The following is a 24,113-nucleotide window of genomic DNA, read 5'->3' on the forward strand; positions in this document are numbered from 1 at the left end:
CCGCGTCGGCCCCGGCCGCGTCGATCGGCTAGGCTGCCGGGGCGAAGGGGAGTAGCCCCCAATGTCGTGGTCGACACACTGGTGCGTTCCGCATCCGGCCACGCGGCCCCACCTCAGGTGGGGCGGGCGAGACCTTCGACCCAGGCTGTGCACAACAGCCGGGTCGAGGGCGCCCCACACCCCGGCCCGGCACCATCGGGAAGGGTGTCATGGAAGGTTTCCTCGTCGCGCTGGTCGTCAGTTTCGGCGTCATCTTCGTCGCCGAGCTGGGCGACAAGTCCCAGCTCATGGCGCTGACGTTCGCCACGCGGTTCAAGACGGTCCCGGTGCTGATCGGCATCACGATCGCCACCGCCCTCGTCCACCTGGCCTCGGTGGCCATCGGTTACGGGCTGGGCGCCGCCCTGCCCACCGGGTGGATCTCCCTCATCGCCGGCGTCGCGTTCCTCGGCTTCGGCGCGTGGACGCTGCGCGGCGACAAGCTCACCGAGGAGGAGAAGCGCAAGGCCGAGCGGGGCGGCAAGTCCGCCGTCTTCGCCGTCGGCGTCGCGTTCTTCCTCGCCGAGCTGGGTGACAAGACGATGCTGGCCACCATCACCCTGGCCACCAAGTACGGCTGGTTCGGCACCTGGCTGGGCTCGACGATCGGCATGGTGGCCGCGGACGCGCTGGCGATCCTCGTCGGCCGGATGCTCGGCCGGCACCTGCCGGAGCGTGCCATCCGGTACGGCGCGGCGGTGCTCTTCGCCATCTGCGGTCTCTGGCTCATCTTCGAGGCCGTCGCCGAGCTCAAGTGATCCCGACTACCGCCTGCCGGGGCGGGTAACGGCCCGGGGTGAGGTGGGAGGAATTCCTGCGGCAGGGCGACCAGGTGTTGGTCGCCCTGGTGGAGGTCACGGGCGCGCTGGTGATCTTCGTCGGCGCGGCCTGGGCGGCGCTGCGGTTCGTGGTCGAGGGACTGCGCCACCGCAGCGCCGCCGTCTTCACCCCCATCCGGCTCTCCCTGGGCCGGTTCCTCGTACTCGGGCTGGAGTTCCAGCTCGCCGCCGACATCCTGCGCACCGCCGTGTCGCCGACCTTCGACCAGATAGGCCAGCTCGCGGCCATTGCCACCATCCGGACCGCGCTGAACTTCTTCCTGCGTCGTGAGATCGCCCAGGAGCAGCGACAGGTCACCCCGGATCGATGACCACGCCGCCGCCACGTCGTCGCCCGCGATCCTGCTCGCCGGCCACCCGGCGGCCCGGTCACCGCGTCTCCCGGTTCGATTCGAGGCACCCGCCGGGCTCCCGGCCCGCTGACGAGTGCCGGGTCGAGCCGGTGTCGTGTCGACAATCCGTAGCGCGCTGCGCCGAGGAAGATCACGGCCTACCGTGGGCCCCAGGAGACAAACCGGAGAAATCGGGAGGATGACGGTATGAGCCGGCACGACGAGCCCAACGAGTACGGTTTCGCCGGCGGGGCCACCGCGCCCCAGCCGCAACCCGGTGGGCGGCCCGACGAGCAGGACCTCGCCGAGGAGGTGGCCGTCCCGGGCGATGACCTCACCGAGCCGTTCAACGAGGCGATCGGCGAGGAGACCGAGCAGTCCGAGGAGGACGAGCCGGTCGAGCGCCGCCGCTGAGTCCACCGGTGGGGGCAACGGCAGTGGGCCGGCCCCACCGCCGCCGCACCCGGGAGGCGGGGCCCGCCACGTCGCGAGGGTCGCCGGCCCCGCCCCGGGCTGCCTCGGGCTGGCCGTCCGCCGGGCTGGCTCCCGGACCGCCGTTGTCCGCTGCCCTGCCCCGGCGGGCCGCCGAGCGACACCTGTCCGCTGCCCTGCCCCGGCGGGCCGCCGAGCGACACCTGTCCGCTGCCCTGCCCCGGCGGGCCGCCGAGCGACACCTGTCCGCCGCGTCCTACGTCACTTCCCGGGTCCCGGGGCAGTTGTTCCGAACGAATTCGGCGATGCGAGCGGTCCCATTAATGGCTATGCCTCGCTGAATGGGCCGTTTGCGGCATTTGACCGCTTACATCCTCTACAGTCGGTGGAGCCGAATGCGCTGGGTGGGGGTGTCGGAGCCGGTGACCGCCCCGTGACTGCTGAGGAGTTCCTGTGCTTGACAAGTCGACCGCACGGACCGGACGGGGGCTTCCCGGCTGATGGACGTTCGTGATTACCTCCGGGCCGTCCGACGCAGCTGGTGGCTGGTCCTGCTCGCCGTCATGGTGAGTCTCGGCGTGGCCGCTCTGGTCACGGTCCAGACGAAGCCCCGGTACGTCGCCTCGGTGACCTACTTCGTCACCGTTCCCAACCAGGGGGTCAGCGAGGCGTACCAGGGCGGCATCTTCATGCAGCAGCGCGTCAAGTCGTACGCCGACCTGCTGAAGAGCGACCGGCTGGCGCAGAGCGTCGTGGCGAAGAACCCGCTCGGGCTCACGGCGGAGGAGGTGCAGGCCAGGATCGGCGCCAGCACCGTCCCCGACACCGTCCTGTTGCGCGGCACCGTCACCGACACCGACGCGACGCGGGCGCTGCGGCTGACCGAGGCGGTCTCCGCCCAGTTCGTCGAGCTGGTCAAGGCGGTGGAGACACCCCCCGAGGGGCGGACCGCCCCGATCAAGGTGGAGGTGATCAGCGGACCCCGGGTCAGCTCCGTACCGGTGTCGCCCAAGCCGCCGCTCAACCTCTCCGTCGGCGGGCTCGCCGGCCTGCTCGTCGGCATCGGACTGGCCGTGCTCCGGACCCGGTTCGACAACCGGCTGCGGGACGCGGTCGGCCTCCAACGCGCCACCGGCAGCCCGCTGCTCGGTGAGATCCCGTTCGACCCCACCGCGCGCAACGCGCCGCTGATCGTCGGGGACGCGGCCAGCTCGCCGCGCGCCGAGGCGGTCCGCAAGCTGCGGACGAACCTGCGCTTCGTCGACGTCCACGAACCGGCCCGCGTCATCGCCGTCACCAGCGCGTTGCAGGGGGAGGGCAAGACCACCCTCTCCTGCAACCTGGCCATCGCGCTCGCCGAGGCCGGCTGGCGGGTCGCGCTGGTCGACGCCGACCTGCGCCGGCCGAAGGTGGCCGAGTACCTGAACCTGGAGGCGAGCGTCGGGCTGACCGACGTGCTGCTGGGCGACGTCAGCGTGGGGGACGTGGTGCAGCGGTGGGGCGACAAGTCCCTGCTGGTGCTGCCCGCCGGCTCGGTCCCGCCCAACCCCAGCGAGCTGCTCGGCTCCAAGGCGATGGCGGACCTGCTGCTGGTGCTGCGGGAATCGGCGGACATCGTCGTCATCGACACCGCCCCGCTGCGGACCGTCACCGACGGCGTCGTCGTGGCCGTCCAGGCCGACGGGGCGCTGGTGGTCAGCCGGTACGGGCGCACCGACCGCGGCCAGATCGCCGCCGCCGCTCAGGCGCTCCAGTCGGTCTCCGTCCGGCTGCTCGGTTGCGTGCTCAACATGGCCAAGCTCGGCCGCGCCGAGACCGACCAGTACGAGAGCTACCGGATCGACGTGCCTCCCGCGCCCGTCGCCGCCCCGGCCGAGCGGGTGGGCAAGCCGGCGGCAGACCCCAGCAGCGGGTTCTTCGGCCAGGAGCGGGCTGCCGACCCGACGCAGGAACTCACCCGGCTGCCTCGATGAGCGCCGCGACCGGTGTCAACGACCGCTCGATCTCCTGCGCGCAGCGCCGGAAGTCCATCGGCGTGCCACCGATCGGGTCGACGAGGTCGTCCTCGGCCGTGGTGGTCGGCTGCAACCGCCCCCGGGCCTGGGTCGCCGCCCGCGCCGCCGCGCGCAGCGCCCCGGCGTCCGTGGTGTCCGGCGCGTCGGACAGCCCGGCGAGCCGACCGAACTGGCGCAGGGTGAAGGTGCGGTGCAGTGCGGCGGGGGCCAGCGACACGCAGGCCGCCCGCTGGCGACGGGTCGCGGTCAGCACCAGCGCGGCGTCGGTCAACTGGCCGGCGGTCAGCGCCCGGCTGCGGAACGCCGCCGGATCCCGGCCGGTCCCGGCGGCCACCTGCGCCGCGTACGGATGCATCGGCCGGCCGTCCACGGCGGCCGTGCCGGCGCTGGCCACCTCGACCGGCAGCTTCGCCAGCAGCCAGCCGGCCAGGTACTCGGCCATCGGCGAGCGGCACATGTTGGCGTGGCAGACGAACAGGATCCGGTCGGCCATCGGAGACTCTCCCAGCGGTCTGGTCGCGTGTCGGCCCGGCGCTGTGCCGGCACCGGCCGAGGCGGCGCCCGTGGGCAGCGCGTTTCCGGCATCGTACGCAGCCGGAACCACCCAGGGTGGCGACGCCGCGCCGGAAGGTGACCTCCGGGGTGGGGGTGCCCGGTGAGGATCGGCATCCTGGCGTACCACTTCCCGCCGGAGCCGGCGTTCATCCCCGGCAGCCTTGCCGAGGGGCTGGCCGCCCGCGGCCACGAGGTTCGCGTGCTGACCGGCTTTCCCGACTACCCGGGCGGCCACGCCTATCCGGGCTGGCGGCAGCGGTGGCGCTACGAGAGCCGCAGCGAGCGGCTGACCGTGCGCCGGGTGCCGCGGTGGACCGGTGGGGACGCCTCCGTCCGCGCCAGGATGGCGAGCTGGCTGTCCTTCGCCGCCAGCGTCGGGACGATCGGCCGGGGGCAGCTCGCCGGCGTCGACGCCCTGTACGTCCACCAGCTGCCGCCGACGACCTTCGCCGCCGCCGGGCTGCTGCGCCTGCTGGGCGCGGTCCCGACGCTGCTGCACGTCCAGGACGTGCACCCGGAGCTACCCGGGCCGGCGGAGGCGGCACGCCCCTGGGCGAACCGGCTCGCCGCGGCCACCCGTCGGCTCTACCGGTCCGCCGACCTGGTCGCGGTCGCCGCCCCCGCCATGCGTGACCTGGTGGTCGCCGGTGGGGCCGACGCCGACCGGGTGCGGGTGGTGCTCAACTGGACCGACGAGCGGCTGTTCCGCCCTGCCGAGCCGACCCGGGAGGCCCGCCGGCTGGTCCGGGGCGACGGCCGGTGCGCGGTGATGTATGCCGGCACCATCGGCGCCCGGCAGGGCCTGGAGACGGCGGTCCGCGCCGCCGCCCCGCTGCGCGGCACGATGGACCTGGTCCTGGTCGGCTCGGGCTCCGAGGAGGGGCGGGTACGGGGGCTCGCCGAGGAGCTAGGGGCCCGCAACGTCCGGTTCGTCGCGCGCCGGTCGCCGTTGGAGATGTCCGACCTGTACGCCGCCGCGGACTACCAGTTGGTGATGCTGCGCGACCTGCCGGAGCTGCGCGGGAACGTCCCCGGCAAGCTCCAGGCGGCGTTCAGCTCCGCCTCGCCCGTGGTGGCCTCCGCCGGGGGAGACACCGTGGAGATCGTGGAACGGGCCCGGGCCGGGCTGTCCTGCCCGCCGGAGGACTGGGCCACCCTGGCCGACCGGTTCTGGCTGGCCGCCGCCATCCCGACGCCGGCGCGGCTGGAGATGGGGCGGCGCGGCCGGGAGGCGTACCTGCGCGACATGTCCACGCGCGGCGGGGTGGACCGCGTCGAGGAGCTGCTGTACGAGGTGGCCGGGCGGCATCGTGGTTCGGACTCGCCGGAAGCAACCCCCCATACGGGACTCGAAGTCTGAAAAAGTGCGATATTCCCACACGGCCTGCACTATGCGTGCTAGAAAACGATGAATCATCATTTATGTCCGCTCTACGACGGGAGCAGGTGTGAGCGAAACCGTGCGGCCCCGCCGCCGTCGGCGAAGATCCCGACGGCGAACCAGGGCGCGGGTACGCCGCGTCCTGCTCACCGGCCTGATCGTCGGCTCGCTCGTCGCGGTCGGCGGCGGCTGGGTCGGCTTCCGAGGCTGGCAGGCCCGGGCCCACCTGCTCAACGCCGCCGGGCTGGCGCGGCAGCTCAGCACCGAGGTGGTCGGGGCCGACGCCGACCGGGCGCAACGCACCCTCGCCGCGCTCCAGGAGCAGGCCGCCGCAGCCCGCGACGCCACCGCCGACCCGGGCTGGTCGGTCGGGCGGCACACCCCGTACGCCGGGGACGACCTCGCTGCGGTCCGCGAGATCGCGGTGGCCGTCGACGAACTCGCCCGGGACGCGTTCCCCGCCCTGCTGCGCACCGACCTGTCCACGCTGTTGCCCGGCAAAGGACGGCTGGACGTCAACCAGCTCCGGGCCGTCTCGGCCCAGCTCACCGACACCGACGAGGTCGTCCGGCGCACCAACGCCCGGCTCGCCGCCGTGCCCACCACCGGACTGGTCGACGCGGTCCGACAGGCCGTGACGGACCTGCGGGCCGAGACCGACCGGCTGGCCGCCCTGACCCGGGCCGCCGACCAGGCCGCCCGTCTGCTGCCGAACCTGCTCGGCGCGGACGGGCCGCGCAGCTACCTGCTGGTGTCGCAGAACCCGGCGGAGCTGCGGGCCACCGGCGGGATGTTCGGCGCGTACGCGGTGATCGAGGCAGAGGGCGGCCGGCTCCGGATGGGCGCACAGGACGCCGCCGCCAGCCTGGGCCGCTTCGACCTGTCCGCGAAGCTGAGCACCGAGGTCCGCAACCTCTACACCGACCTGGTCGGCACGTATCCGGCGGACGTCAACCTGACCCCGCACTTCCCGACCGCTGCGGCGCTCTTCCGGGCGATGTACCGCAAGCGCAGCGGCAGCACGGTCGACGGGGTGCTCGCGGTCGACCCGGTGGTGCTCTCGTACCTGCTCAAGGCCACCGGACCGGTGCCCGTGCCGGGCAACACCACGCTGGTCAGCGACAAGGTGGTGCACACCCTGCTCTCCGACACGTACCAGCGGCTGGACCAGGCCAGGCAGGACGAGTTCTTCGCGGCCTCCGCGGCGGCGGTGTTCAGCGCCTTCTTCACCCGGGCGGTCGACCCCCGGGCGTTGCTGTCCGCACTGGACCGCGCCATCGGCGAGCGGCGGATCCTGTTCTGGAGCGCCCACCCGGCCGAGCAGCGGGTCATCGCCGGCAGCCGGCTGGGTGGGGCGCTGCCCGAGCAGGAGAACGTTCCCACCATCGGCGTGTTCCTCAACGACGGCAGTGGCGCGAAGCTCGGCTACTACCTGCGGCCGTCGGCGACTTTGACCGTGGGCAACTGCCGCCCCGACGGCCGGCGGCAGCTACGGCTGAGCTTCACGCTCCACTCGACCGCGCCCGCCAGCGGGCTCTCCCCCTCCGTCCTCGGCCTGGGCCTGGCCGGGGACCCGTACACCGCCCGCACCCTGGTGTCCGTCTACAGCCCGGCCGGCGGCGCGGTGCTCGCCAGCCGGCTCGACGGAGTCGACCTGCGGGTCGGCAGCGGCCTCGAACGGCGGCGACAGGTCGTCATCGCCAACGTCGAGGTACGCCCCGGCGTAACCCGGACCCTCGAAGTCGACGTGCTGACCGGCAGGACCGGCAGCGGAGACGCCGACCTCTGGCTCACCCCGACCGCCACCCCATGGACCACCCAAGTTAAGTCCGCACCACTCTGTGACCAGTAGGAGGGAACCAATCATGCGGCTATCCCGCATCATCATGGCGCTCACGGTCGGCCTTGCCGTCGTGGCGGCGCCGACCGCGGCGGGGGCGGCGCAGCCGCAGCCGGCACCGTCGCCGTCCGGCCCACAACAGCCGCCGCAGTACCCGCCGCAGCCCCCGGCCCTGACGGTCAGTTCGTCGACGATCGTCCTCGGTCAGACCGTCACCCTGACCGGTGCCGGGTTCGGGCCGAACGAGTCCGTCGGGCACGCCGTGGCGACGACGCCACTCGCCGCCGGCCTGCCCGGTCAGGCGCCGGCCCGCCGCAGCGACGGCAGCACCGTCGCGATGGCCCCGGTGGCCTACCAGGCCGCGGCGCCGTTGCGGTTCACGGTGAAGGCCAACGCGGAGGGGGAGTTCTCCGTTCGCTACACGCCGAGTGTCACCGGCCGGCTCACGTTCACCGCCGTCGGTGCCACCACGGGCTGGACGGCCACCGCGACCCTGACCGTGCTCCCACGCCACGAGCCGACACCGACCCCGACCCGCAAGCCGCACGGAGGGCTGCCCGTGACCGGTGACAGCATCGGCACGCCGCTGGCCGTCGGTGGTGGGCTGCTCGGTGTCGGTGTGGTGCTGACGATCGCCGGGCTGGCCTGGCGTCGCCGCAACCGCTTCGGCACGGGGTCGACGCGCTGACCGCTCTGAGCCGGGCGGTGCCCGAGCTACCGCGTGACGGTGCCCGCCGGGTTGTTCACCGGCGGGCGCCGTCACGCGCGCTGTGCTGCGCCGGTCGGGCCCGGCGGCTGCGGTGGATGTCGATCAGGGCTGCGACCAGGGCAAGCGCGATGATGCCGGCGGCGAGCAGCAGCGAGTGTCGGAACGCCGTCGACCAGTTCCCGCCGGTGTCCGCCAGGGACGAGAAGAAGACCGCGCCGACGGCGGCGATGCCGGCGGCGGAGCCGATCCGCTGACCGGTCTGGAGCATTCCCGCGCCGCTGCCCGCCTGCTCCACCGGAACCTGGGACAGGGTGAGGGTCTGGTTCGGGGCGATGACCAGGCCGCTGCCCAGCCCGGCGATCAGCAGCGGTACCGCCGTGAGCAGGGGCACCGAGCCGTGCGGGTCGCCGCGCAGCACGAACACCACCGCGCCGAGGCCGAGCACCACGGCGAGCAGGCCCACGGCGACCAGTGGGCGGCCGTACCGGTTGACGATCCGACCGCCGAGCGCGGACGCGGCGGCCGAGCCGAGGGCGAACGGCGTGATGGCCAGGCCGGCGATCAGCGCGCTGTAGCCGAGGCCGTTCTGCAGGTACAGGGTGAAGATGAAGAAGATCGCGGTGAAGCCACCGAAGTAGACCAGCGCGATCAGGGACCCGAGGGTGTACGAGCGGAACCTGAACAGCCGCAGGTCGAACAGCGGCGTCTCGTGCCGGGCGTACCACCGCTCCCAGAGGCCGAAGCCGGCGAGCGTGACCAGGCCGGCGGGAACCAGCGCCCACTTCCACGGGCTGTGCCACTGTTCCCGCTGCACCAGCGGCAGGAGCAGGAGCAGCACGCCGACGGCCAGCAGCAGCACCCCGACCGGGTCAAGCCGGTGACGGGACACGCCGCCGGACGGGCGGGCGGGCAGCAGACGCCAGCCGAGCAGCACCGCGACGATCCCCACCGGCACGTTGACGAAGAAGACCCACCGCCAGCCGTGCTGTTCGCCGCCCGCCTGGATCAGCAGCCCACCGAGCAGCGGGCCGACCGCGGTGGAGATGCCGATCGTGGCACCGAGCAAGCCGAACGGCCGGGCCCGTTCCGGGCCCCGGAACAACTGCTGGATCAGGCCGGTGACCTGCGGGTTGACGATTCCGGCGGCGGCGCCCTGCAGCAGCCGGGCACCGACCAGCCACTCGGGTGATCGGGCCAACCCGGCCAGGGCGCTGGTCAACGTGAACAGGGCGATCCCCAGGACGAACGCGTTGCGGCGGCCCCGGGCGTCGCCGAATCGTCCGGCCGGCACCAGCACCAGGCCGAAGGTGAGCGCGTACCCGGACAGGACCCATTGCAGGTCGCTCGGGGTCGCGCCGAGCGACCGGTCGATGGACGGCACGGCGACGTTGACGATGCTCACGTCGAGCAGCGTCATGAAGGCGGCGACCAGGCCGACCCCGAGGGCCTGCCAGCGCCGTCGGTTGTCGACGTTGTCGGCCCCGTCGGCAGCATCCGTCGATTGGCCCGGTCGGTCCGGCCGTCCTGGGCTCATGGCGGTGCCCCCCGTCGGCCGTCGATCACGTGTCAATGATCGCTACCCGGGCCCACGAGGGGCAATCCGGGGCCTCGCGCCGGTTCACGCCATCTGGCGGGCGCACCAGCGCGGGCCGAAGTCCAGCCCCGCCATCGGTGAGTCCTCCCGGTGCAGGAGGTTCTTCTCGGTCAACATGTGCAGCGGCGCGTGGATCTCGTCCTGGGGCAACCCCGACTCCTGCGCGATCATGTCGGGATAGGGAACCTGTCCACGGGACTCCAGCGCGGCCACCGCCTGGTAGACCCGCTCCTCGACATCCGACAGCCGTACCTGCTGCATGACTTCCTCCTCGACGTGACCGCCCGTCAGGGGGGCGGGACTGCGCTGGACGATTACCCGCCGCCCCGCGGTTGATGCCCGCCCTTTCGTGCGGTTCCCGCCGGCCCGTACCCGCTGTGCCGCCCGGCTTTCCGTCCGGCGGTGCCCTAGGCTTCAACCGTGATCATCTGGGACCTCGCTGTCGTCGGTGGCGGCCCCGCCGGGCTTTCCGCCGCCCACGTCGCGGCCCGCGCCGGGCTGCGCACCCTGGTCGTCGAGCGGGCCGCGCACCCCCGGTACAAGACCTGCGGTGGCGGCCTGATCGGCACCTCCCTCGCGGCGGTCGGCGACCGGATCGACGTGCCGGCGCACGACCGGGTGGACCGGGTGACGTTCACCCGGGAGGGGCGGCGCGAGTTCACCCGCCGGCACGCCGACGGGCCCCTCGTGTCGATGGTGCGCCGCGACGAGTTCGACGACCGGTTGCGTGCCGCTGCGGTCGCCGCCGGGGCCGAGGTGCGCGAGCGGGTCGCCGTCCGCGCCCTGGAGCAGGACCCCGATCAGGTACGCCTGCGGCTCGCCGACGGCGACACCGTGCACGCCCGTACGGTGATCGGCGCGGACGGCTCCTCCGGGGTGACCGCCCGGCACGTCGGCGTCCGGTACCGGCAGGTCGACCTGGGGTTGGAGCTGGAGCTGCCGGTGCCCGAGGAGGAGCAGCGCCGGTGGCGCGGCCGGCTGCTGCTGGACTGGGGGGCGATCCCCGGCTCGTACGCGTGGGTGTTCCCGAAGGGCGACCGGCTCACGGTGGGAGTGATCGCGGCACGCGGCGAGGGGGAGCGGACCCGGGGGTACCTGCGTGACTTCGTCGACCGGCTGGGCCTGTCCGGGGCGACTCCGGAGCACGACTCCGGGCACCTGACCCGTTGCCGCGCCGACGACTCGCCGCTGCGCCACGGCCGGGTGCTGGTGACCGGGGACGCGGCCGGCCTGCTGGAGCCGTGGAGCCGGGAGGGGATCAGCTACGCGCTACGGTCCGGCGCGCTGGCCGGCGCGGCCGTCGCCGAGGGCGACCTGGACGGCTACCAGCGCGGCGTGGAACGGGACCTGGTCGGATCGATGCGGGCCGGGCACCGGCTGCTGGACGTGTTCTCCCGCCGGCCGGACGTCTTCCACGCCCTGCTGGCCACCCCGGCCGGCTGGCGGATGTTCGTCCGGTTCTGCCAGGGGCGGGCGAGCTTCGACGAGACGCTGAACCGGGTGCCGGTGCGGGCGGCGCTGGCGCTGCTGGACCGGCTCCCGCCGGCCCGCCAGGTCCGTTCGACGCCAGTCGTGTCCCGGTGAGCGGCGGGGCTGCGCCGATGGCGGACCGGGTGCAGGATGGAGACCCGTGGAGGGAGCAGCCATGACCGCGTCCGACGCCCCGTTCACCGACGAGGAGTACGCCTTCCTGCGGCACGTCCGCTTCGGGGAACTGCCGTCGGGGGCGCACCCCGACGAGCGGACCACGTCGACCGAGACCGACCCCCGGCGGGACCGGCCCGATCCGGCGAGCAACCCCGACCAGTGGGCGCTGCGCCTCGGCCCCGGCACCGGCTGAAACGGCACGCCGACTCACCCCGGGCACCGGCAAAGTCGTGAGGGTCTCCGGCTTGGCAGGCCCCAGGGGATATGAGCGCTGCCGACACCATCGGCCCTGCCGGGTCGGCCTTTGCCGGGTCGGCTTGCCCTGCGTCGGTCCCTATGGAGCTGCCCCGTTTGTGCTGTCGATGGAGTGGGAGCGCGGACGCACTATGTAAGCCTTTGACGAGAGATGCCGAGCCTTTCCGGCGACAGCCCTCTTTTCGGACGGACGGAAAAGAGGGCTGTCGCGCGGTCCGAACCGCTCAGGCGCTCGGGAACTCCACCGGCGCGCCCTCGCGGACCAGCTTCCAGTTCGGCACGTAGAAGTCGGCCGGGTCGATGGTCCCCCGGGTCTGCGCCCAGTCGATGAGGAGCTGGCGGATCTCCTGCTGCGCGTTGTAGACCTGGGTCTTCACGATGCCGGGGAAGTTGCCGCCGCCGCTGCGCCGGTAGTTGTTCACCGCGACCACGAACTGCGCGTCGTCGGCGACGGGGGTGCCGGTGCCGGGCAGGACCAGGCGGGTGATCCGCCCGCCGACCGGCCTGCTGATGTCGATGTCGTAGTCCAGCCCCGAGAAGACGTCGTAGTTGTAGTCCGGGACGGCTGGGTCGCTGATCGTCGCCGGGTCGACCGGCGCGCCGACTGCGAGGGTGGTGAAGTACTTCGCCGAGTACTCCAGGTAGGCCCGCACCTCGGCGCCGGTGAGGACCACCGCCTCCAGGGTGTTGTCGAAGACGTACAGCCCGGCCACGTCGCGGATGCGCACATCACCGGCGGGGAAGACCGCCGTGCGGCTGAACGGCGCCGCGATCGACAGCACCGGCAGCCCCGCGTACGGCGTGCCGGCCAGCGCGTCCGTGACGACCTCGGTCTGGACGTGGTTGATGAAGTCCAGGATCGGGGTGTCCTGGTACCGCGACTCGGCCGCCGACAGCTCCACGGTCGACTGGGCGACCACCGTGTTGACGTACGCGACGGTCTTGCTGTGCTGGCCGCGCACGGCCGCGAGCACCGCCGGGTCCTCGACCACCGTGTTGGTGTTGAGCATGGTGGCGTGCTTGGTGGCCACCTTCCAGCGGCCCCGCTCCCGGGTGAGGGTGAAGTCCATCCGGGTCAGCCGCTGGCCCCACTTGGACGGCTCGGAGAGCAGCACCTGTGCGCCGGTCCTCGTGTTCGTCACGAACTTCTCGACGACCTCGTTGTGCGCGTGGCCGAACAGGATCGCGTCGATGCCCGGGACCCGCTCGGCGATCATCGTGCACGGGTTCTCATTCGGCAGCTCCGGGCCGTAGCTGGAGGTGCCGCTGTCGCCGCCGTGCGCGGAGACGATGACGACGTCGGCGCCGCGTGCCCGCATGACCGGCACCCACCTGGCGGCGGTCGTCACCATGTCGGCGAAGACCAGCTTGCCCTCGACGTTGGACTTGTCCCAGATCGCCACGCCCGGGTTGGTCAGGCCGAGGATGCCGACCTTCAGCTTCGGCGCGCCGTGCCCGCCGAGCCGGACCTCCTTGATCACGTACGGCAGGTACGCCGGCTTGCCGGTCGCCTCGTTGACCGCGTTCGCGGCGAGGGCCGGGAACCCGAGCTGCTTGATCCACTTGGCCAGCAGGGGCAGGCCGTAGTTGAACTCGTGGTTGCCCAGCGTCACCGCGTCGTACTTCAGGATGTTCATCGCGTTGGCCATCGGGTGCGTCGCACCGGTGGTGGTGATCGGCTCCTGCTTGGCGTAGTACGTGGCCAGCGGCGTGCCCTGGATGGTGTCGCCGGAGTCGAGGACCAGGGTCGCCCTGCCCCGCCGCTCGGCCCGGATCTGGTTGACCAGGGTGGCCAGCTTCGCGACGCCGACGTCGTTGTGCTTGCTGTCGTCGTACTCGGCGTCCCGGTAGTAGTCCCAGTTGTACACGTTGCCGTGGGTGTCCGAGGTGCCCAGGATCGTCAGGTCCCAGGTCTTCGGGCCCTTGGACCCGGCCGCCTGCGCGGGCGCGCCCGCGATCAGGGGTGCGGTCGCGGCGGCGGCGGCGACGGCCAGCACCTGGCGGCGCGACGCGCCGGAGGAGGAGGTCATGAGGTGCCTTTCCATGGGGGTGGGCGCGCCTCGCGGGCGCCGTTGCGCACCCTAACGAGCCGTTGTCCCTCCCGCCACAGGAGCGGACATGCTTCACAGCCGGTGGGGACGTCAGCGGGGCCAGGCGGCCAGCCGGGCCCGCAGCCGCGCGACCTGCGCCGCGTCCAGGCCGTACCGGGCGAAGCGTCGGTCGGGCAGGCGGTCCAGGTAGCGGCCGGCGTCCCGGACGTCCTCTGGTTCCAGCGCCGGGTCGAGCTGCCGGGCCAGGCCGAGCAGCTCCGCGACCGAATAGTGATCGAGGGCGGCCCCCACGTCGATGAAGTCCCGGACCTCCCGCCGGTTGACCAGCGCCGCCGTCTTGTTGGCCACCAGGTCACGGATGTCCATCACCGGCCCGAGGTCCATCACGACCGGGCTGCGGTACCGGTCGAGCCGGGCCAGGCTCAGCCGGATCTGCCGTGGCCCCCGGCTCACCACGAAGTCCTTCATGTCCCGGTCGAACCCGGCGAACAGCTCAGCCAGGTCACTGCCCGGGTCCGCGTCGGTCACCTCGAAGCCGGCGCGCTCCAGGGCGGTACGCACGCCGGTCGCCGCCGCGGCGGCTGCCCCCTCGACATCGGCGAAGAGGTCCACGTCCTCGGTGGGGCGGGAGAACAGCCCGTGCGCGGCCCAGGCGACGCCGCCGCCGAGCACGAACCGGTGGCGGCCGGCGACCGACAGGGCCACCCGGGCGACCTCGCGGTAGAACTCGTCCGGCGGTGCGGCGTCGTTCACGCCGTGCGGAGGGCCCGGTCGTCCCGCAGGGCCCCGTGGCGGTGCTCCCACGCCGCGCGGACACCACGGGGAAGGTTGAGCATGGGCCACACCTGGCGCAGCAGGTGACCGTTGACCAGCTCCCGCAGGTCGTCCGCGTGGGTGGTCTCCCGCAACACGTTCTCGTACATCCAGAGCAGGTCGTCCGGGTCGCTCAGGTCGAAGGTGCGGTGCAGGTTCCACATCAGGCGTACGGGCAGCTCGACGACCCCCCGCGTGGGGCCGGTCAGCTCGGCCAGGGTGGGGGTGACGACGGCCGGGCGGCCCGGACGGGCCAGGAAGGCCACGCCGGCCGAGGTGGGGGAGGCTACGCCCTGCATGGTGCCAGGGTAACGCCTGGTCCGGCCGGCGCGGCGCTCGTGCCCGTCCGCCATTCGGTCGATATGTCCCCGGCCGGCCCGCGCGTCCGGCACGAGGAGTCGATCATCCTGCCGGTGCCTGCGCGTGGCGGCGCGTCTGGGTCGAATGTCCGGTTCGTGGTGACCGGCGACACCCGCCCGGCGGAACATGGGCCGGCCCGGGGTCGTTACACATGGCAGACGATCGAGTAGCGCACCCGCTGCTGAGCCACCCGAACCCCCGTGACCCCGTCGGGGAATGTGGGTGGGCCGCCGGTCGTTACACATGGTCCCGCCGCCATCAGCACCCCCCGGGTGCGGGTGAGCTGTCGGATGACTTCCCCCCTCTTGATCTGTTGGGCGCCTCGACGTGGTGCTCACACCCCCGCCCCTCCCCCGGGGCGGGTGTGTCGACCCCCGATTGGAGACACCCCCATGAACACGATCATGCGTAAGAGCGTTCTCGGTATCGCCGGTCTCGCGTTCGCCGGTGGTCTGGCCGCCGGTCCCCTGCACCACGCCACCACCCCTGCGACCGTCGAGTCGGCCACCCCGGCCGCTGTGGCCGTGCAGGCAGACAAGCCGGTTGTCGACAAGGGCAAGCTGATCCCGCACGGCGTGCAGGGCGACCAGTCCCGCATCGACCTCGACGACGAGCAGACCGCCAACGTGAAGGCGATCATCGCCGCCACGAAGAAGGCCGACATGGACGAGCGGGCCGCCGTGATCTCCATCGGCACGTCCCTGCAGGAGTCGAAGCTGGAGAACCTGGGTCACCTCGGCGACCGCAACGACCACGACTCGCAGGGCCTGTTCCAACAGCGCCCCACCTCCGGCTGGGGCACCCCCGAGCAGATCACCGACCCCGAATACTCCACCCTCGCGTTCCTCAAGGGCCTCAAGCAGGTCGACGGATGGCAGGACATGCCCCTGACCGAGGCCGCCCAGACCGTCCAGGTGTCCGCGTACCCCGACGCGTACGCGCAGTGGGAACAGCAGGCCGCCGACCTCGTCGCCGAGCACTGGAACAGCTGACCCCCGCACCACCGCACAGCCAACCGGCCGGGCCCCGACAAGGGGGCCCGGCCGGCGGCGACTGTCCGAGAGGCGCGGCCCCCCGACGAAGCGGCCGTTGCTAGGGTCCGCCGGCCGGCGCGTTCGCGGGTACGTCGACGACGGGCCGGGCCCACCGTGGGCGTGGTGGACCCGGCCCGGACCTCACTGGGCGACGTACTCCCGCAGGTGGGTGGCGGTCAGGGTGTCACCGTGCGCGACGAGGTCGGCGGGGGTGCCGGTGAAGACGACCCGCCCGCCGTCGTGGCCGGCGCCCGGGCCGAGGTCGATGATCCAGTCGGCATGCGCCATCACCGCCTGGTGGTGCTCGATGACCACCACGGTGTTGCCGGCGTCCACCAGGCGGTCCAGCAGGGCCAGCAGGTTGTCGACGTCGGCCAGGTGCAGGCCGGTGGTGGGCTCGTCCAGCACGTAGGTGTGCGCCTTCTCGCCCATGTGGATGGCCAGCTTGAGTCGTTGCCGCTCGCCCCCGGAGAGGGTGGTCAGCGGCTGGCCGAGGCCGAGGTAGCTCAGGCCCACGTCGGCGAGGCGGTCCAGCACCGACCGGGCCGGCCCGCCGGGGAAGAAGTCCCGGGCCTCGGCCACCGACATGGCGAGGACCTCGCTGATGTTCTTCCCCCGCAGGGTGTACGTGAGCACCTTCGGGGTGAACCGGCGGCCCTCGCACTCCTCGCACCTGGAGGCGACCCCGGCCGTCATGGCCAGGTCCGTGTAGATCACCCCGATGCCCTTGCAGGTCGGGCAGGCGCCCTCGGAGTTGGCGCTGAACAGCGCCGGCTTGACCCCGTTGGCCTTGGCGAAGGCGGCCCGTACCGGGTCGAGCAGACCGGTGTAGGTGGCCGGGTTGCTGCGCCGGGACCCGCGGATCGGGGACTGGTCGACGACCACCACCCCGGCGCGGCGGGGGAGCGAGCCGTGGATCAGTGAGCTCTTGCCGGAGCCGGCGACGCCGGTCACCACCGTCAGCACCCCGAGCGGCACGTCGACGCTGACGTCGCGCAGGTTGTGCAGGTCGGCGCCGCGGATCGGCAACTGCCCGGCGGGTGGCCGGACCTGCTCGCGCAGGCTGACCCGGTGGTCGAGGTGCCGGCCGGTCAGGGTGTCGGAGCGGCGCAGCCCGGCGACGTCGCCGGCGTAGCAGACCCGGCCGCCGTCCGGACCGGCTCCCGGGCCGAGGTCGACCACGTGGTCGGCGATCGCGATGGTCTCCGGCTTGTGCTCCACGACGAGCACCGTGTTGCCCTTGTCGCGCAGCCGCAGCAGCAGGCCGTTCATCCGGGCGATGTCGTGCGGGTGTAGCCCGACCGTCGGCTCGTCGAAGACGTACGTGACGTCGGTGAGGCTGGAGCCGAGGTGGCGGACCATCTTCACCCGCTGCGCCTCGCCCCCGGACAGGGTGCCCGACTCGCGGTCGAGGCTGAGGTAGCCCAGGCCGATCTCGACGAGCGAGTCCAGCAGGTCGCGCAGGTTGCCCACCAGCGGCGCCACGGACGGGTCGGTGACACCCCGAACGAACGCGGCCAGGTCGCTGATCTGCATCGCGGAGCACTCGGCGATGTTGCGGTCGGCGATCCGGGAGGACAGGGCGGCCTGGTTGAGCCGGGCGCCGCCGCAGTCGCCGCAGGTCGTGAACGTGACGGCCCGCTCGACGAACGCCTTGATGTGCGGCTGGGCCGGCTCCTTGTCCTTGCTCAGGTACAGCCGGCGGACCTTGACGACCAGGCCCTCGTACGTGAGGTTGCCGCCGCCGACCTTCAGCTTGGTGGCCGGTTTGTGGAGGAAGTCCTGCCACTGCTGGGGCGTGTAGTCCTGGAGCTTGGCGTCGGGGTCGAACAGGCCCGAGGCGACGAAGGACTGCCAGTACCAGGAGTCGACGGCGAAGTTCGGCACCGTGATCGCCCCGTCGTTGAGCGACCGCTCGATGTCGACGAGTTCGTGCACGTCGAGGTCGGAGACCCGGCCCATCCCCTCGCAGGTGGGGCACATCCCCTCGGGAAGGTTGAAGCTGAACGCGCCGGCCGCCCCGACGTGCGGCTGCCCGAGCCGGCTGAACACGATGCGCAGCATGGCGTACGCGTCGGTGGCGGTGCCCACCGTGGAGCGCGAGTTCGCCCCCATCCGTTCCTGGTCGACGATGATCGCGGCGCTGAGGTTGCGCAGCGAGTCGACGTCCGGCCGGGCCAGGCTGGGCATGAACGACTGGAGGAAGGCGCTGTAGGTCTCGTTGATCAGCCGCTTCGACTCGGCGGCGATGGTGCCGAAGACGAGCGAGGACTTGCCGGAGCCGGAGACCCCGGTGAAGACGGTGAGGCGTCGCTTGGGGATGTCCACGGAGACGGACGCGAGGTTGTTCTCCCGGGCACCGCTTACCTCGATCATGTCGTGGCTGTCGGCGACGGTCCGAGTCGGCTGCTGCATGCGAACCCTTCGGGCGATCGTGGGCAGGGTGAACCCTGCCCGGCTGCTGGTGCTGGGCCTGGCCGGTTCAATCATCTCATTGACCCACACGTTGAAACTTGCGCGGCAATACGGCGTGGTCAGCGGCGGGAGCGGGCGGAAGAGTCTCAAACGGCGCGTAAGCGGGACGGTGGACGCTGTGGCGGAACGGCGGCCGTGGGCGCGGTCCGGAGTGCGCGTGGCCGCCCGTCGGCGCCGGACCCTGCCGGTTAGGGTGCTGGGCATGAGAGCTCCGGTGCTGGCCGCCGCTGCCGCCGTCCTCCTCGCCGGCGCCGTCCCGGCCGTCCCGGCCGCCGCTGCGCCGGCCGGCCGGGCCAACGCCGCGGTGCCCTGCCCGAAGGCGGTGGCGCCGAAGGTGCCGCGCTCCCCGAAGCCGACACCCCCGCCGTCGGTGCCGGAACAGCAGGCGGTGGGCGGCGCGGCGCTGGCCGTACCGGGCCTCGTCGCGCCGGCCGGGGCCACCCCGCCGCCGGCGGTCACCGCCACCTCCTGGCTGGTCGCCGACCTGGACACCGGAGCGGTGCTCGGCGGCTGCGGCCCGCACGGGTACGCCACCCCGGCCAGCGTGCAGAAGCTGCTGCTGACCGCCACCGCGCTGCCGAAGCTGGACCCGAAGCAGGTGGTGACGGTCACCCAAGCCGACCTCGACATCGCCCCCGGCAGCTCCGCCGTCGGACTGCTGGAGGGCGGTCGCTACACCGTCGAGACGGTCTTCCTCGGGCTGCTGCTCCAGTCCGGTAACGAGGCGGCCAACGTGCTGGCCCGGCTCGTCGGCGGCCCGGCCGGGGCGGCTGGCGGGGTCCGGGCGATGAACGCCGAGGCGGCGCGCCTCGGCGCCCTGCAGACCCACGCCGTCACCCCCTCCGGGCTGGACGGCCCCGGCCAGTTCACCAGCGCGTACGACCTGGCGCTGATCGCCCGGGCCTGCTTCGCCGACCCCACCTTCCGCCGGTACGCGCTGACCGAGAGCACCCGGATCCCCGCCCAGCCGGCGCTGCGGAAGAAGGGCTTCCAGATCCAGAACGAGAACCAGCTCATCTACCGCTATCCGGGGGCGCTGGGCGGGAAGACCGGCTTCACCGACTACGCCCGGCACACCTACGTCGGCGCGGCGCAGCGCGGCGGACGCCGGCTGGTGGTCACCCTGCTCGGGGCCGAGCCCAGCCCGATGCGCGGCTGGGAACAGGGCGCCACGCTGCTGGACTGGGGCTTCTCGCTGCCCCGGGACGCCTCGGTGGGCCGTCTCGTCTCCCCGGGGGAGACAGCCGCCAACGGCTCGCCGTCGGCGTCCGCGTCGCCCGGAGCGGCGGTCTCGCCCGCGCCCCGGGCGGTGGCCGCCCACCGGGTCTCCCGTCCCGGCCGGGCCGCGTCGTGGCCGGTGGTAGTGGGGGTCGCCGCCGCTGCCGTCGTCGTGGCCGCGCTGCTCACCGCGGTGCTCCTGCGTCGCCGCCGCCGTCGGGCCTGAGCCGCCGCCGTCGGGCCTGAGCGCCCGCCGGCTGACGCCCCCGGAGTAGGCGGCCGGGCGCGGCGCGGTGTCCGCGCGGCCTGGGCCGGGGAGTCAACCCGCGTCGGGCGAACCTCCTCGACCTGCTGCCGCGCCCCGCTTCGCGTGTCGCCGTCGACAGGAGGACCGCCGAATCCATAGACTGCGATCTTTCTGGATTCAACAGCCCAGGAGGACGCCCGTGTCGAGGTCATCCCGTCGGCAGCCGGTCCCGCCGGTGCCGGCCCACCCCCGCAGGACGCGTACGCTGTCCCGCCTCACCGGTGTCGCGCTGCTCGCCACCGCCCTCGTCGGCGGCAGCGGCGTCGCCGCCGTGGCAGCCCCGGCCGCCGCCCGGGGAGGTGCGGTCCCGGCCGCCGCCGCGCCGCCGAGGACGACCCCGGGGCCGTGCGCGTACACCGAGACGCCGGACGAGCCGGCCGCCCGGCCCGTCCCGCTGCCGCCCGATCCCCGGCGGACGCCGGGTCACGGCACCGTTCGGGTCACGCTTCGGACGAACCAGGGCCCGATCGGGCTGACCCTGGACCGCGAGCAGGCGCCCTGCACGGTGCAGAGCTTCCTGCACCTGGTCCGGCACCGGTTCTACGACCGCACCCCGTGCCACCGGCTGACCGCGTACCCGACGCTCAGCGTGCTCCAGTGCGGCGACCCGTCGGGCACCGGCTCGGGCGGGCCCGGCTACCGGTACGCCGACGAGCTGCCCACCGACCTGCCGCCCGCGCCGACGGACCCGACGGGTGTGCGCAAGGTGTACGCCCGGGGTGTGCTCGCCATGGCCAACGCCGGCCCGGACACCAACGGCAGCCAGTTCTTCCTGGTGTACGCCAACTCGGCGCTGCGCCCCAACTACACCATCTTCGGCGAGGTGGACGCCGCCGGCCTGGCCACCCTGGACCGGATCGCCGCCGGCGGGATCGCCCCTACGGCCGAGGACCCGGCCCCGGTCGACGGCGCGCCCGCGCTGCCGGTGGAGATCCGCCGGGCGGCCCGTGGGCGGTGAGTGTCGGCGGGCCCACCGGGCGGTGCGGATGCGCTCGGCCACCCCACCCCATTCCGGAGCGGGATCCCACCGGTTGACCGTGAAACAGGCCGGATGCTGCTAGAACGGTGTGCATGGGACAGCGACGCCGGCCGGCCCGTGCACCCCGCCCCGCCCCCGAGGGGCGACCCGCCTCCTCCCGCCCAGGCCTCCCTCTCGGATCGATCAAGAGGTTTACGTCGGGATCGGAGATCAGACCTGACGTGAACCTCTTGATCGCCGCCGCGGGGCGGGTGGGGGGTTGGCGGTGGGTGGTCGGGGGGCTGGGACGGGCCGTCGTCGGGGGAGCGGTGTTGTTGGCGGGGTGTTCCGTGTCGGGGCCGTCCAGGGTCGGGCCGTCCGGGGTGGGGTCGTCCGGGGTCGGGGCGTCCGCGTCGGGCGGGGGCGCGGTGGGGGTGCCGGGGGAGTTCGTGGTGTTGTCCGATGTGGATCCGAGCATCGGGTCCGACATCCGGTATGCCACCGCGCACAACTTCGTCGGCCGGCCGATCGCCGGGTACCGGGAGCCCCTGTGCCTGCTCACCCGGCCCGCCGCCGAGGCGCTGCGCCGGGTGCAGCAGGCCGCCCGTGCGACGGGCCACAGCCTCAAGGTGTACGACTGCTACCGCCCACAGCCCGCCGTGGACGACTTCGTGGCCTGGGCGAAACGCCCCGACGAGGAGCAGACGAAGGCCGAGTTCTACCCCGGGGTGGCCAAATCGCGACTGTTCGACGAGGGCTACCTCGGTGCGCCCACCGCGCACAGCCGGGGCAGCACCGTCGACCTGACCCTGGTCGACGACCCGCCGGCCGGCCAACGCCCCTACGTCCCCGGCGAGCCCCTGGCCGCCTGCACCGCGCCGAAGGGCGACCGCTTCCCGGACAACAGCGTCGACATGGGCACCGGCTTCGACTGCTTCGACCCGCGTGCCCACACCGCCGACGGTCGGGTCACCGGAGCCGCCCGGGACAACCGCGAACTGCTGAAGCGGCTGATGGCCGCCGGCGGGTTCACCAACTATCCGCGTGAGTGGTGGCACTACCGGTACGACGACGAGCCGTACCCCGAGACGTACTTCGACTTTCCCGTGGCCCGCCCGTCCGGCTGACCCGGCGGGCCCTGCCCGACCGCGCCGGCCGGCCCCGGGCGGTTCCGGCGGCTAGGCTCGCCCGGCGAGAGCATCGCCCCTCGGCGGCCTCCGGCCCGCCGACCCCGTGGGACGGGCCGTCGGCGACCGGAGAGGACCCGGACATGACCACCGAGCGGATCGGACCGCCCCTGATCGCCGACGAGCGCGAGATGCTGCGCGCGTTCCTGGACTTCCACCGCGCCACCCTCGCCATGAAGTGCGAGGGTCTCACCGACGAGGAGCTGCGCCGGCAGTCGTCCCCGCCGTCCACGCTGAGCCTGCTCGGCCTGGTCCGGCACATGGCCGAGGTGGAGCGCAACTGGTTCCGCCGGGTGATCGGCGGCGAGGACGTGCCGCTGGTCTGGTCGGAGACCGGCGACTACCAGGAGGCGTACGACGCCCGCACGGCAGGCGTGTCCGAGGCGTTCGAGGCGTGGCGGCGGGAGGTCGACCACGCCCGGCGCATCGAGCGGGAGGCCGGGTCGCTGGACGTCGTAGCCCACAACCCCCGCTGGGGCGAGGACGTGTCGCTGCGCCTGGTGATGCTGCACATGATGCACGAGTACGCCCGGCACAACGGCCACGCCGACCTCCTGCGCGAGGCCGTCGACGGCTCGGTCGGCGTCTGAACCGCTGCGCCCGGTCGAGGGGCTACCCGGAGACCCTGGACGATCTCGGCCCCTCCGGACCAGGATCTGCGGGACCCGGCCTTTACGCCCCGCTGGGCGTGCGCAGCGGCAGCCAGGCCAGCACGTCGCGGATCTTCGCGTCCCAGTACGCCCAGTCGTGGGCGCCGGGGGAGAAGTCCACGGTCAGCGGCACGCCGCGCCGCCGCGCCGTCTCGACGAACCGGGCGTTGTCGTCGAACAGGAAGTCGTTCGTGCCGCAGGCGACGTAGAGCGCCGGCAGGTCGTCCCCGGCGCGTTCCAGCAGCGCCATCGTGTCGTCGTCGCTGCCCGGGACGTGCCGGTCGCCGAAGACGGGGTGCCACACGGCCGGGTCCACGGGGCTGGTCGGGTGGTCGCGCCGCCGGGCGAAGTCCAGCGCCCCGGAGAGGCTGGCCGCCGCGGCGAACCGGCCCGGTTCACGCAGCGCCCACTTGACCGCGCCGTACCCGCCCATGGACAGGCCGGCGACGAAGGTGTCCTCGCGCCGCTCGGAGAGCCGGAAGAACGACCGGCACAGCTCGGGCAGTTCGGCGCTGAGGAAGGTCCAGTACCGCTTGCCGTGCTCCTCGTCGGTGTAGAAGCTGCGCCCGGCCTGCGGCATCACCACGGCCAGCCCGAGCGGCGCGACGTACCGTTCGAGGGAGGTGCGCCGGGTCCAGACGGTGTCGTCGTCGCTGAGGCCGTGCAGCAGGTACAGCACGGGCGGGTCGCCGGCCGGCGCGCTGCCGTCCAGGCCGATCCCGGAGCCGGCCGGGTCCGGCAGGAGCACCGTCATCGAGGTGCCCATGCCCAGCGCCTCGGAGTGGAAGTCGCAGCGGATCAGCGCCATGGGCGTGGATGCTACGCGGCGTCGGCCGGCGCCCCGGCCGGTGCGGCGGCGTCCCGGGGCGGGACCGGCCACGGAGGAACGTTTTTGTTCCGGGGCGGCCAGGACCCTAGATCAAAGGTTTACCAGGCTGTAACGTCCGCGCTGCTGGACCTGTCACAGAGAAGTGGGAGTCAGTGATGAGCGACGTGTCGACGGCCCTGGGTGTGCGCCTCTACCCCGACCTGGTGGAGCTGGGCGGGCTCGCGTCCGCGCTGGCCCTGACCGCCACCCGGTGTCAGGTGGATGTGGGCCGGATCAGCGCCCCCGAGCAGGGGCGGAGCCGGTTCACGTGCGCCGAGCTGATCTCCGAGCGGGGAACGATCTGCGTGGGGCTGGGATCCCAGGCCCGCTACTTCATGGTCGACATCTCGGGCTCGGACGGGTCCCGGGCCGACGGCGACACCACCGACCTGGACCAGGTCGTGCGGCTCGCCGACGCCTGGCGCGGTGGCGCGGCGTTCACCGAGCTGCGCGCCCGCTTTTCCTTCCTCGACCACGTGACCGAGCCGGTCGGCGAGGGCATCGCGCTCGCCTGACCGGCACCCGACCGCCCCGGCGCGCGTTCGGCCGCCGCT

General features: G+C 73.1%; 23 protein-coding genes. 15 read left to right on the forward strand and 8 right to left on the reverse strand.

What is annotated here, in order from left to right:
- The first annotated feature begins 209 nt into the window (after positions 1 to 209).
- The 4 genes from ACH4T9_RS15935 (at position 210) to ACH4T9_RS15950 (ending at position 3,615) form a co-directional block, all read left to right on the forward strand.
- Positions 210 to 797 (forward strand): TMEM165/GDT1 family protein, encoded by a 588-nt coding sequence (locus ACH4T9_RS15935; RefSeq protein ID WP_396672672.1) that lies wholly within the window; start codon positions 210 to 212, stop codon positions 795 to 797.
- Between the two features lie 38 nt (positions 798 to 835).
- The gene (locus ACH4T9_RS15940) at positions 836 to 1,189 is read left to right on the forward strand and encodes a DUF1622 domain-containing protein (protein WP_396672671.1); all 354 of its coding nucleotides are present in this window, start codon (positions 836 to 838) and stop codon (positions 1,187 to 1,189) included.
- A 228-nt stretch (positions 1,190 to 1,417) separates the two neighbouring features.
- Complete coding sequence (locus ACH4T9_RS15945; protein ID WP_396672670.1) at positions 1,418 to 1,624, forward strand: hypothetical protein; 207 nt, start codon at positions 1,418 to 1,420, stop codon at positions 1,622 to 1,624.
- A gap of 518 nt (positions 1,625 to 2,142) precedes the next feature.
- Positions 2,143 to 3,615: a polysaccharide biosynthesis tyrosine autokinase gene (locus tag ACH4T9_RS15950; RefSeq protein ID WP_396672669.1), complete on the forward strand. Its 1,473-nt coding sequence runs from the start codon at positions 2,143 to 2,145 to the stop codon at positions 3,613 to 3,615.
- Here ACH4T9_RS15950 and ACH4T9_RS15955 read toward each other — a convergent pair.
- Positions 3,596 to 4,150: a low molecular weight phosphatase family protein gene (locus ACH4T9_RS15955; protein WP_396672668.1), complete on the reverse strand. Its 555-nt coding sequence runs from the start codon at positions 4,148 to 4,150 to the stop codon at positions 3,596 to 3,598. The two genes, ACH4T9_RS15950 and ACH4T9_RS15955, sit on opposite strands and share 20 nt — an antisense overlap.
- A gap of 162 nt (positions 4,151 to 4,312) precedes the next feature.
- On the opposite strand from ACH4T9_RS15955, the gene ACH4T9_RS15960 reads away from it, so the two are divergent.
- From ACH4T9_RS15960 to ACH4T9_RS15970, 3 genes are all read left to right on the forward strand, one after another.
- Positions 4,313 to 5,572, forward strand: coding sequence for a glycosyltransferase family 4 protein (locus ACH4T9_RS15960; RefSeq protein ID WP_396672667.1), 1,260 nt, complete (start codon positions 4,313 to 4,315; stop codon positions 5,570 to 5,572).
- A gap of 88 nt (positions 5,573 to 5,660) precedes the next feature.
- Positions 5,661 to 7,445, forward strand: coding sequence for a DUF4012 domain-containing protein (locus tag ACH4T9_RS15965; protein WP_396672666.1), 1,785 nt, complete (start codon positions 5,661 to 5,663; stop codon positions 7,443 to 7,445).
- Between the two features lie 13 nt (positions 7,446 to 7,458).
- Positions 7,459 to 8,121, forward strand: coding sequence for a hypothetical protein (locus tag ACH4T9_RS15970; protein WP_396672665.1), 663 nt, complete (start codon positions 7,459 to 7,461; stop codon positions 8,119 to 8,121).
- A 55-nt stretch (positions 8,122 to 8,176) separates the two neighbouring features.
- Here ACH4T9_RS15970 and ACH4T9_RS15975 read toward each other — a convergent pair whose 3' ends face one another.
- Both ACH4T9_RS15975 and ACH4T9_RS15980 read right to left on the reverse strand, forming a co-directional pair.
- Positions 8,177 to 9,676, reverse strand: a complete 1,500-nt coding sequence (locus ACH4T9_RS15975; protein ID WP_396672664.1) for an MFS transporter — start codon at positions 9,674 to 9,676, stop codon at positions 8,177 to 8,179.
- Between the two features lie 84 nt (positions 9,677 to 9,760).
- Positions 9,761 to 9,997, reverse strand: a complete 237-nt coding sequence (locus ACH4T9_RS15980; protein ID WP_350889386.1) for a hypothetical protein — start codon at positions 9,995 to 9,997, stop codon at positions 9,761 to 9,763.
- A gap of 159 nt (positions 9,998 to 10,156) precedes the next feature.
- Here ACH4T9_RS15980 and ACH4T9_RS15985 point away from each other — a divergent pair, with 159 nt between their 5' ends.
- Both ACH4T9_RS15985 and ACH4T9_RS15990 read left to right on the forward strand, forming a co-directional pair.
- Complete coding sequence (locus tag ACH4T9_RS15985; RefSeq protein WP_396672663.1) at positions 10,157 to 11,320, forward strand: geranylgeranyl reductase family protein; 1,164 nt, start codon at positions 10,157 to 10,159, stop codon at positions 11,318 to 11,320.
- Positions 11,321 to 11,381: 61 nt separating this feature from the next.
- Positions 11,382 to 11,576 carry a hypothetical protein gene (locus ACH4T9_RS15990; RefSeq protein WP_396672662.1) on the forward strand — a complete coding sequence of 65 codons (195 nt, stop codon included), beginning with the start codon at positions 11,382 to 11,384 and terminating at the stop codon, positions 11,574 to 11,576.
- A 286-nt stretch (positions 11,577 to 11,862) separates the two neighbouring features.
- Here the strand turns inward: ACH4T9_RS15990 and ACH4T9_RS15995 are convergent, their stop codons facing one another.
- The 3 genes from ACH4T9_RS15995 to ACH4T9_RS16005 all read right to left on the reverse strand — a co-directional run bounded on the left by ACH4T9_RS15995 (position 11,863) and on the right by ACH4T9_RS16005 (position 14,801).
- A complete protein-coding gene (locus ACH4T9_RS15995; protein ID WP_396672661.1) occupies positions 11,863 to 13,668 on the reverse strand; it encodes a bifunctional metallophosphatase/5'-nucleotidase in 1,806 nt (601 codons plus the stop codon).
- Positions 13,669 to 13,779: 111 nt separating this feature from the next.
- Positions 13,780 to 14,442 carry a nucleotidyl transferase AbiEii/AbiGii toxin family protein gene (locus tag ACH4T9_RS16000; RefSeq protein WP_387017468.1) on the reverse strand — a complete coding sequence of 221 codons (663 nt, stop codon included), beginning with the start codon at positions 14,440 to 14,442 and terminating at the stop codon, positions 13,780 to 13,782.
- Positions 14,439 to 14,801: a hypothetical protein gene (locus ACH4T9_RS16005; RefSeq protein WP_396672660.1), complete on the reverse strand. Its 363-nt coding sequence runs from the start codon at positions 14,799 to 14,801 to the stop codon at positions 14,439 to 14,441. The genes ACH4T9_RS16000 and ACH4T9_RS16005 overlap by 4 nt, the downstream gene beginning before the upstream one ends.
- Positions 14,802 to 15,254: 453 nt before the next feature.
- Between ACH4T9_RS16005 and ACH4T9_RS16010 the strand changes: the two genes are divergently transcribed.
- Entirely contained in the window at positions 15,255 to 15,854 is a 600-nt protein-coding gene (locus tag ACH4T9_RS16010; protein ID WP_396672659.1) for a hypothetical protein, read from the forward strand.
- A 183-nt stretch (positions 15,855 to 16,037) separates the two neighbouring features.
- Here the strand turns inward: ACH4T9_RS16010 and ACH4T9_RS16015 are convergent, their stop codons facing one another.
- Positions 16,038 to 18,311, reverse strand: a complete 2,274-nt coding sequence (locus ACH4T9_RS16015; protein ID WP_396672658.1) for an ATP-binding cassette domain-containing protein — start codon at positions 18,309 to 18,311, stop codon at positions 16,038 to 16,040.
- A gap of 262 nt (positions 18,312 to 18,573) precedes the next feature.
- Here ACH4T9_RS16015 and ACH4T9_RS16020 point away from each other — a divergent pair, with 262 nt between their 5' ends.
- From ACH4T9_RS16020 to ACH4T9_RS16035, 4 genes are all read left to right on the forward strand, one after another.
- Entirely contained in the window at positions 18,574 to 19,815 is a 1,242-nt protein-coding gene (locus ACH4T9_RS16020; protein ID WP_396672657.1) for a D-alanyl-D-alanine carboxypeptidase family protein, read from the forward strand.
- Positions 19,816 to 20,101: 286 nt separating this feature from the next.
- Positions 20,102 to 20,854 (forward strand): peptidylprolyl isomerase, encoded by a 753-nt coding sequence (locus ACH4T9_RS16025; protein WP_396673044.1) that lies wholly within the window; start codon positions 20,102 to 20,104, stop codon positions 20,852 to 20,854.
- A 452-nt stretch (positions 20,855 to 21,306) separates the two neighbouring features.
- Complete coding sequence (locus tag ACH4T9_RS16030; protein WP_396672656.1) at positions 21,307 to 21,981, forward strand: M15 family metallopeptidase; 675 nt, start codon at positions 21,307 to 21,309, stop codon at positions 21,979 to 21,981.
- Positions 21,982 to 22,124: 143 nt separating this feature from the next.
- Positions 22,125 to 22,631 carry a DinB family protein gene (locus ACH4T9_RS16035; RefSeq protein ID WP_396672655.1) on the forward strand — a complete coding sequence of 169 codons (507 nt, stop codon included), beginning with the start codon at positions 22,125 to 22,127 and terminating at the stop codon, positions 22,629 to 22,631.
- Between the two features lie 82 nt (positions 22,632 to 22,713).
- Here the strand turns inward: ACH4T9_RS16035 and ACH4T9_RS16040 are convergent, their stop codons facing one another.
- Positions 22,714 to 23,499, reverse strand: coding sequence for an alpha/beta hydrolase (locus ACH4T9_RS16040; RefSeq protein ID WP_396672654.1), 786 nt, complete (start codon positions 23,497 to 23,499; stop codon positions 22,714 to 22,716).
- Positions 23,500 to 23,675: 176 nt separating this feature from the next.
- Between ACH4T9_RS16040 and ACH4T9_RS16045 the strand changes: the two genes are divergently transcribed.
- The gene (locus ACH4T9_RS16045; RefSeq protein ID WP_396672653.1) at positions 23,676 to 24,074 is read left to right on the forward strand and encodes a hypothetical protein; all 399 of its coding nucleotides are present in this window, start codon (positions 23,676 to 23,678) and stop codon (positions 24,072 to 24,074) included.
- Positions 24,075 to 24,113 lie beyond the last annotated feature (39 nt).

The organism is Micromonospora sp. NPDC020750 (assembly GCF_044334565.1).
Taxonomy (GTDB): domain Bacteria; phylum Actinomycetota; class Actinomycetes; order Mycobacteriales; family Micromonosporaceae; genus Micromonospora.

Coding starts and splice junctions, on each gene's coding strand:
- ACH4T9_RS15970 (WP_396672665.1), top strand. CDS start 7,459: ATGCGGCTATCCCGCATCATCATGGCGCTCACGGTCGGCCTTGCCGTC.
- ACH4T9_RS16015 (WP_396672658.1), bottom strand. CDS start 18,311: ATGCAGCAGCCGACTCGGACCGTCGCCGACAGCCACGACATGATCGAG.
- ACH4T9_RS15935 (WP_396672672.1), top strand. CDS start 210: ATGGAAGGTTTCCTCGTCGCGCTGGTCGTCAGTTTCGGCGTCATCTTC.
- ACH4T9_RS16020 (WP_396672657.1), top strand. CDS start 18,574: ATGAGAGCTCCGGTGCTGGCCGCCGCTGCCGCCGTCCTCCTCGCCGGC.
- ACH4T9_RS16045 (WP_396672653.1), top strand. CDS start 23,676: ATGAGCGACGTGTCGACGGCCCTGGGTGTGCGCCTCTACCCCGACCTG.
- ACH4T9_RS15975 (WP_396672664.1), bottom strand. CDS start 9,676: ATGAGCCCAGGACGGCCGGACCGACCGGGCCAATCGACGGATGCTGCC.
- ACH4T9_RS15955 (WP_396672668.1), bottom strand. CDS start 4,150: ATGGCCGACCGGATCCTGTTCGTCTGCCACGCCAACATGTGCCGCTCG.
- ACH4T9_RS16010 (WP_396672659.1), top strand. CDS start 15,255: ATGAACACGATCATGCGTAAGAGCGTTCTCGGTATCGCCGGTCTCGCG.
- ACH4T9_RS16040 (WP_396672654.1), bottom strand. CDS start 23,499: ATGGCGCTGATCCGCTGCGACTTCCACTCCGAGGCGCTGGGCATGGGC.
- ACH4T9_RS15980 (WP_350889386.1), bottom strand. CDS start 9,997: ATGCAGCAGGTACGGCTGTCGGATGTCGAGGAGCGGGTCTACCAGGCG.
- ACH4T9_RS16005 (WP_396672660.1), bottom strand. CDS start 14,801: ATGCAGGGCGTAGCCTCCCCCACCTCGGCCGGCGTGGCCTTCCTGGCC.
- ACH4T9_RS15990 (WP_396672662.1), top strand. CDS start 11,382: ATGACCGCGTCCGACGCCCCGTTCACCGACGAGGAGTACGCCTTCCTG.
- ACH4T9_RS15995 (WP_396672661.1), bottom strand. CDS start 13,668: ATGACCTCCTCCTCCGGCGCGTCGCGCCGCCAGGTGCTGGCCGTCGCC.
- ACH4T9_RS15950 (WP_396672669.1), top strand. CDS start 2,143: ATGGACGTTCGTGATTACCTCCGGGCCGTCCGACGCAGCTGGTGGCTG.
- ACH4T9_RS16035 (WP_396672655.1), top strand. CDS start 22,125: ATGACCACCGAGCGGATCGGACCGCCCCTGATCGCCGACGAGCGCGAG.
- ACH4T9_RS15945 (WP_396672670.1), top strand. CDS start 1,418: ATGAGCCGGCACGACGAGCCCAACGAGTACGGTTTCGCCGGCGGGGCC.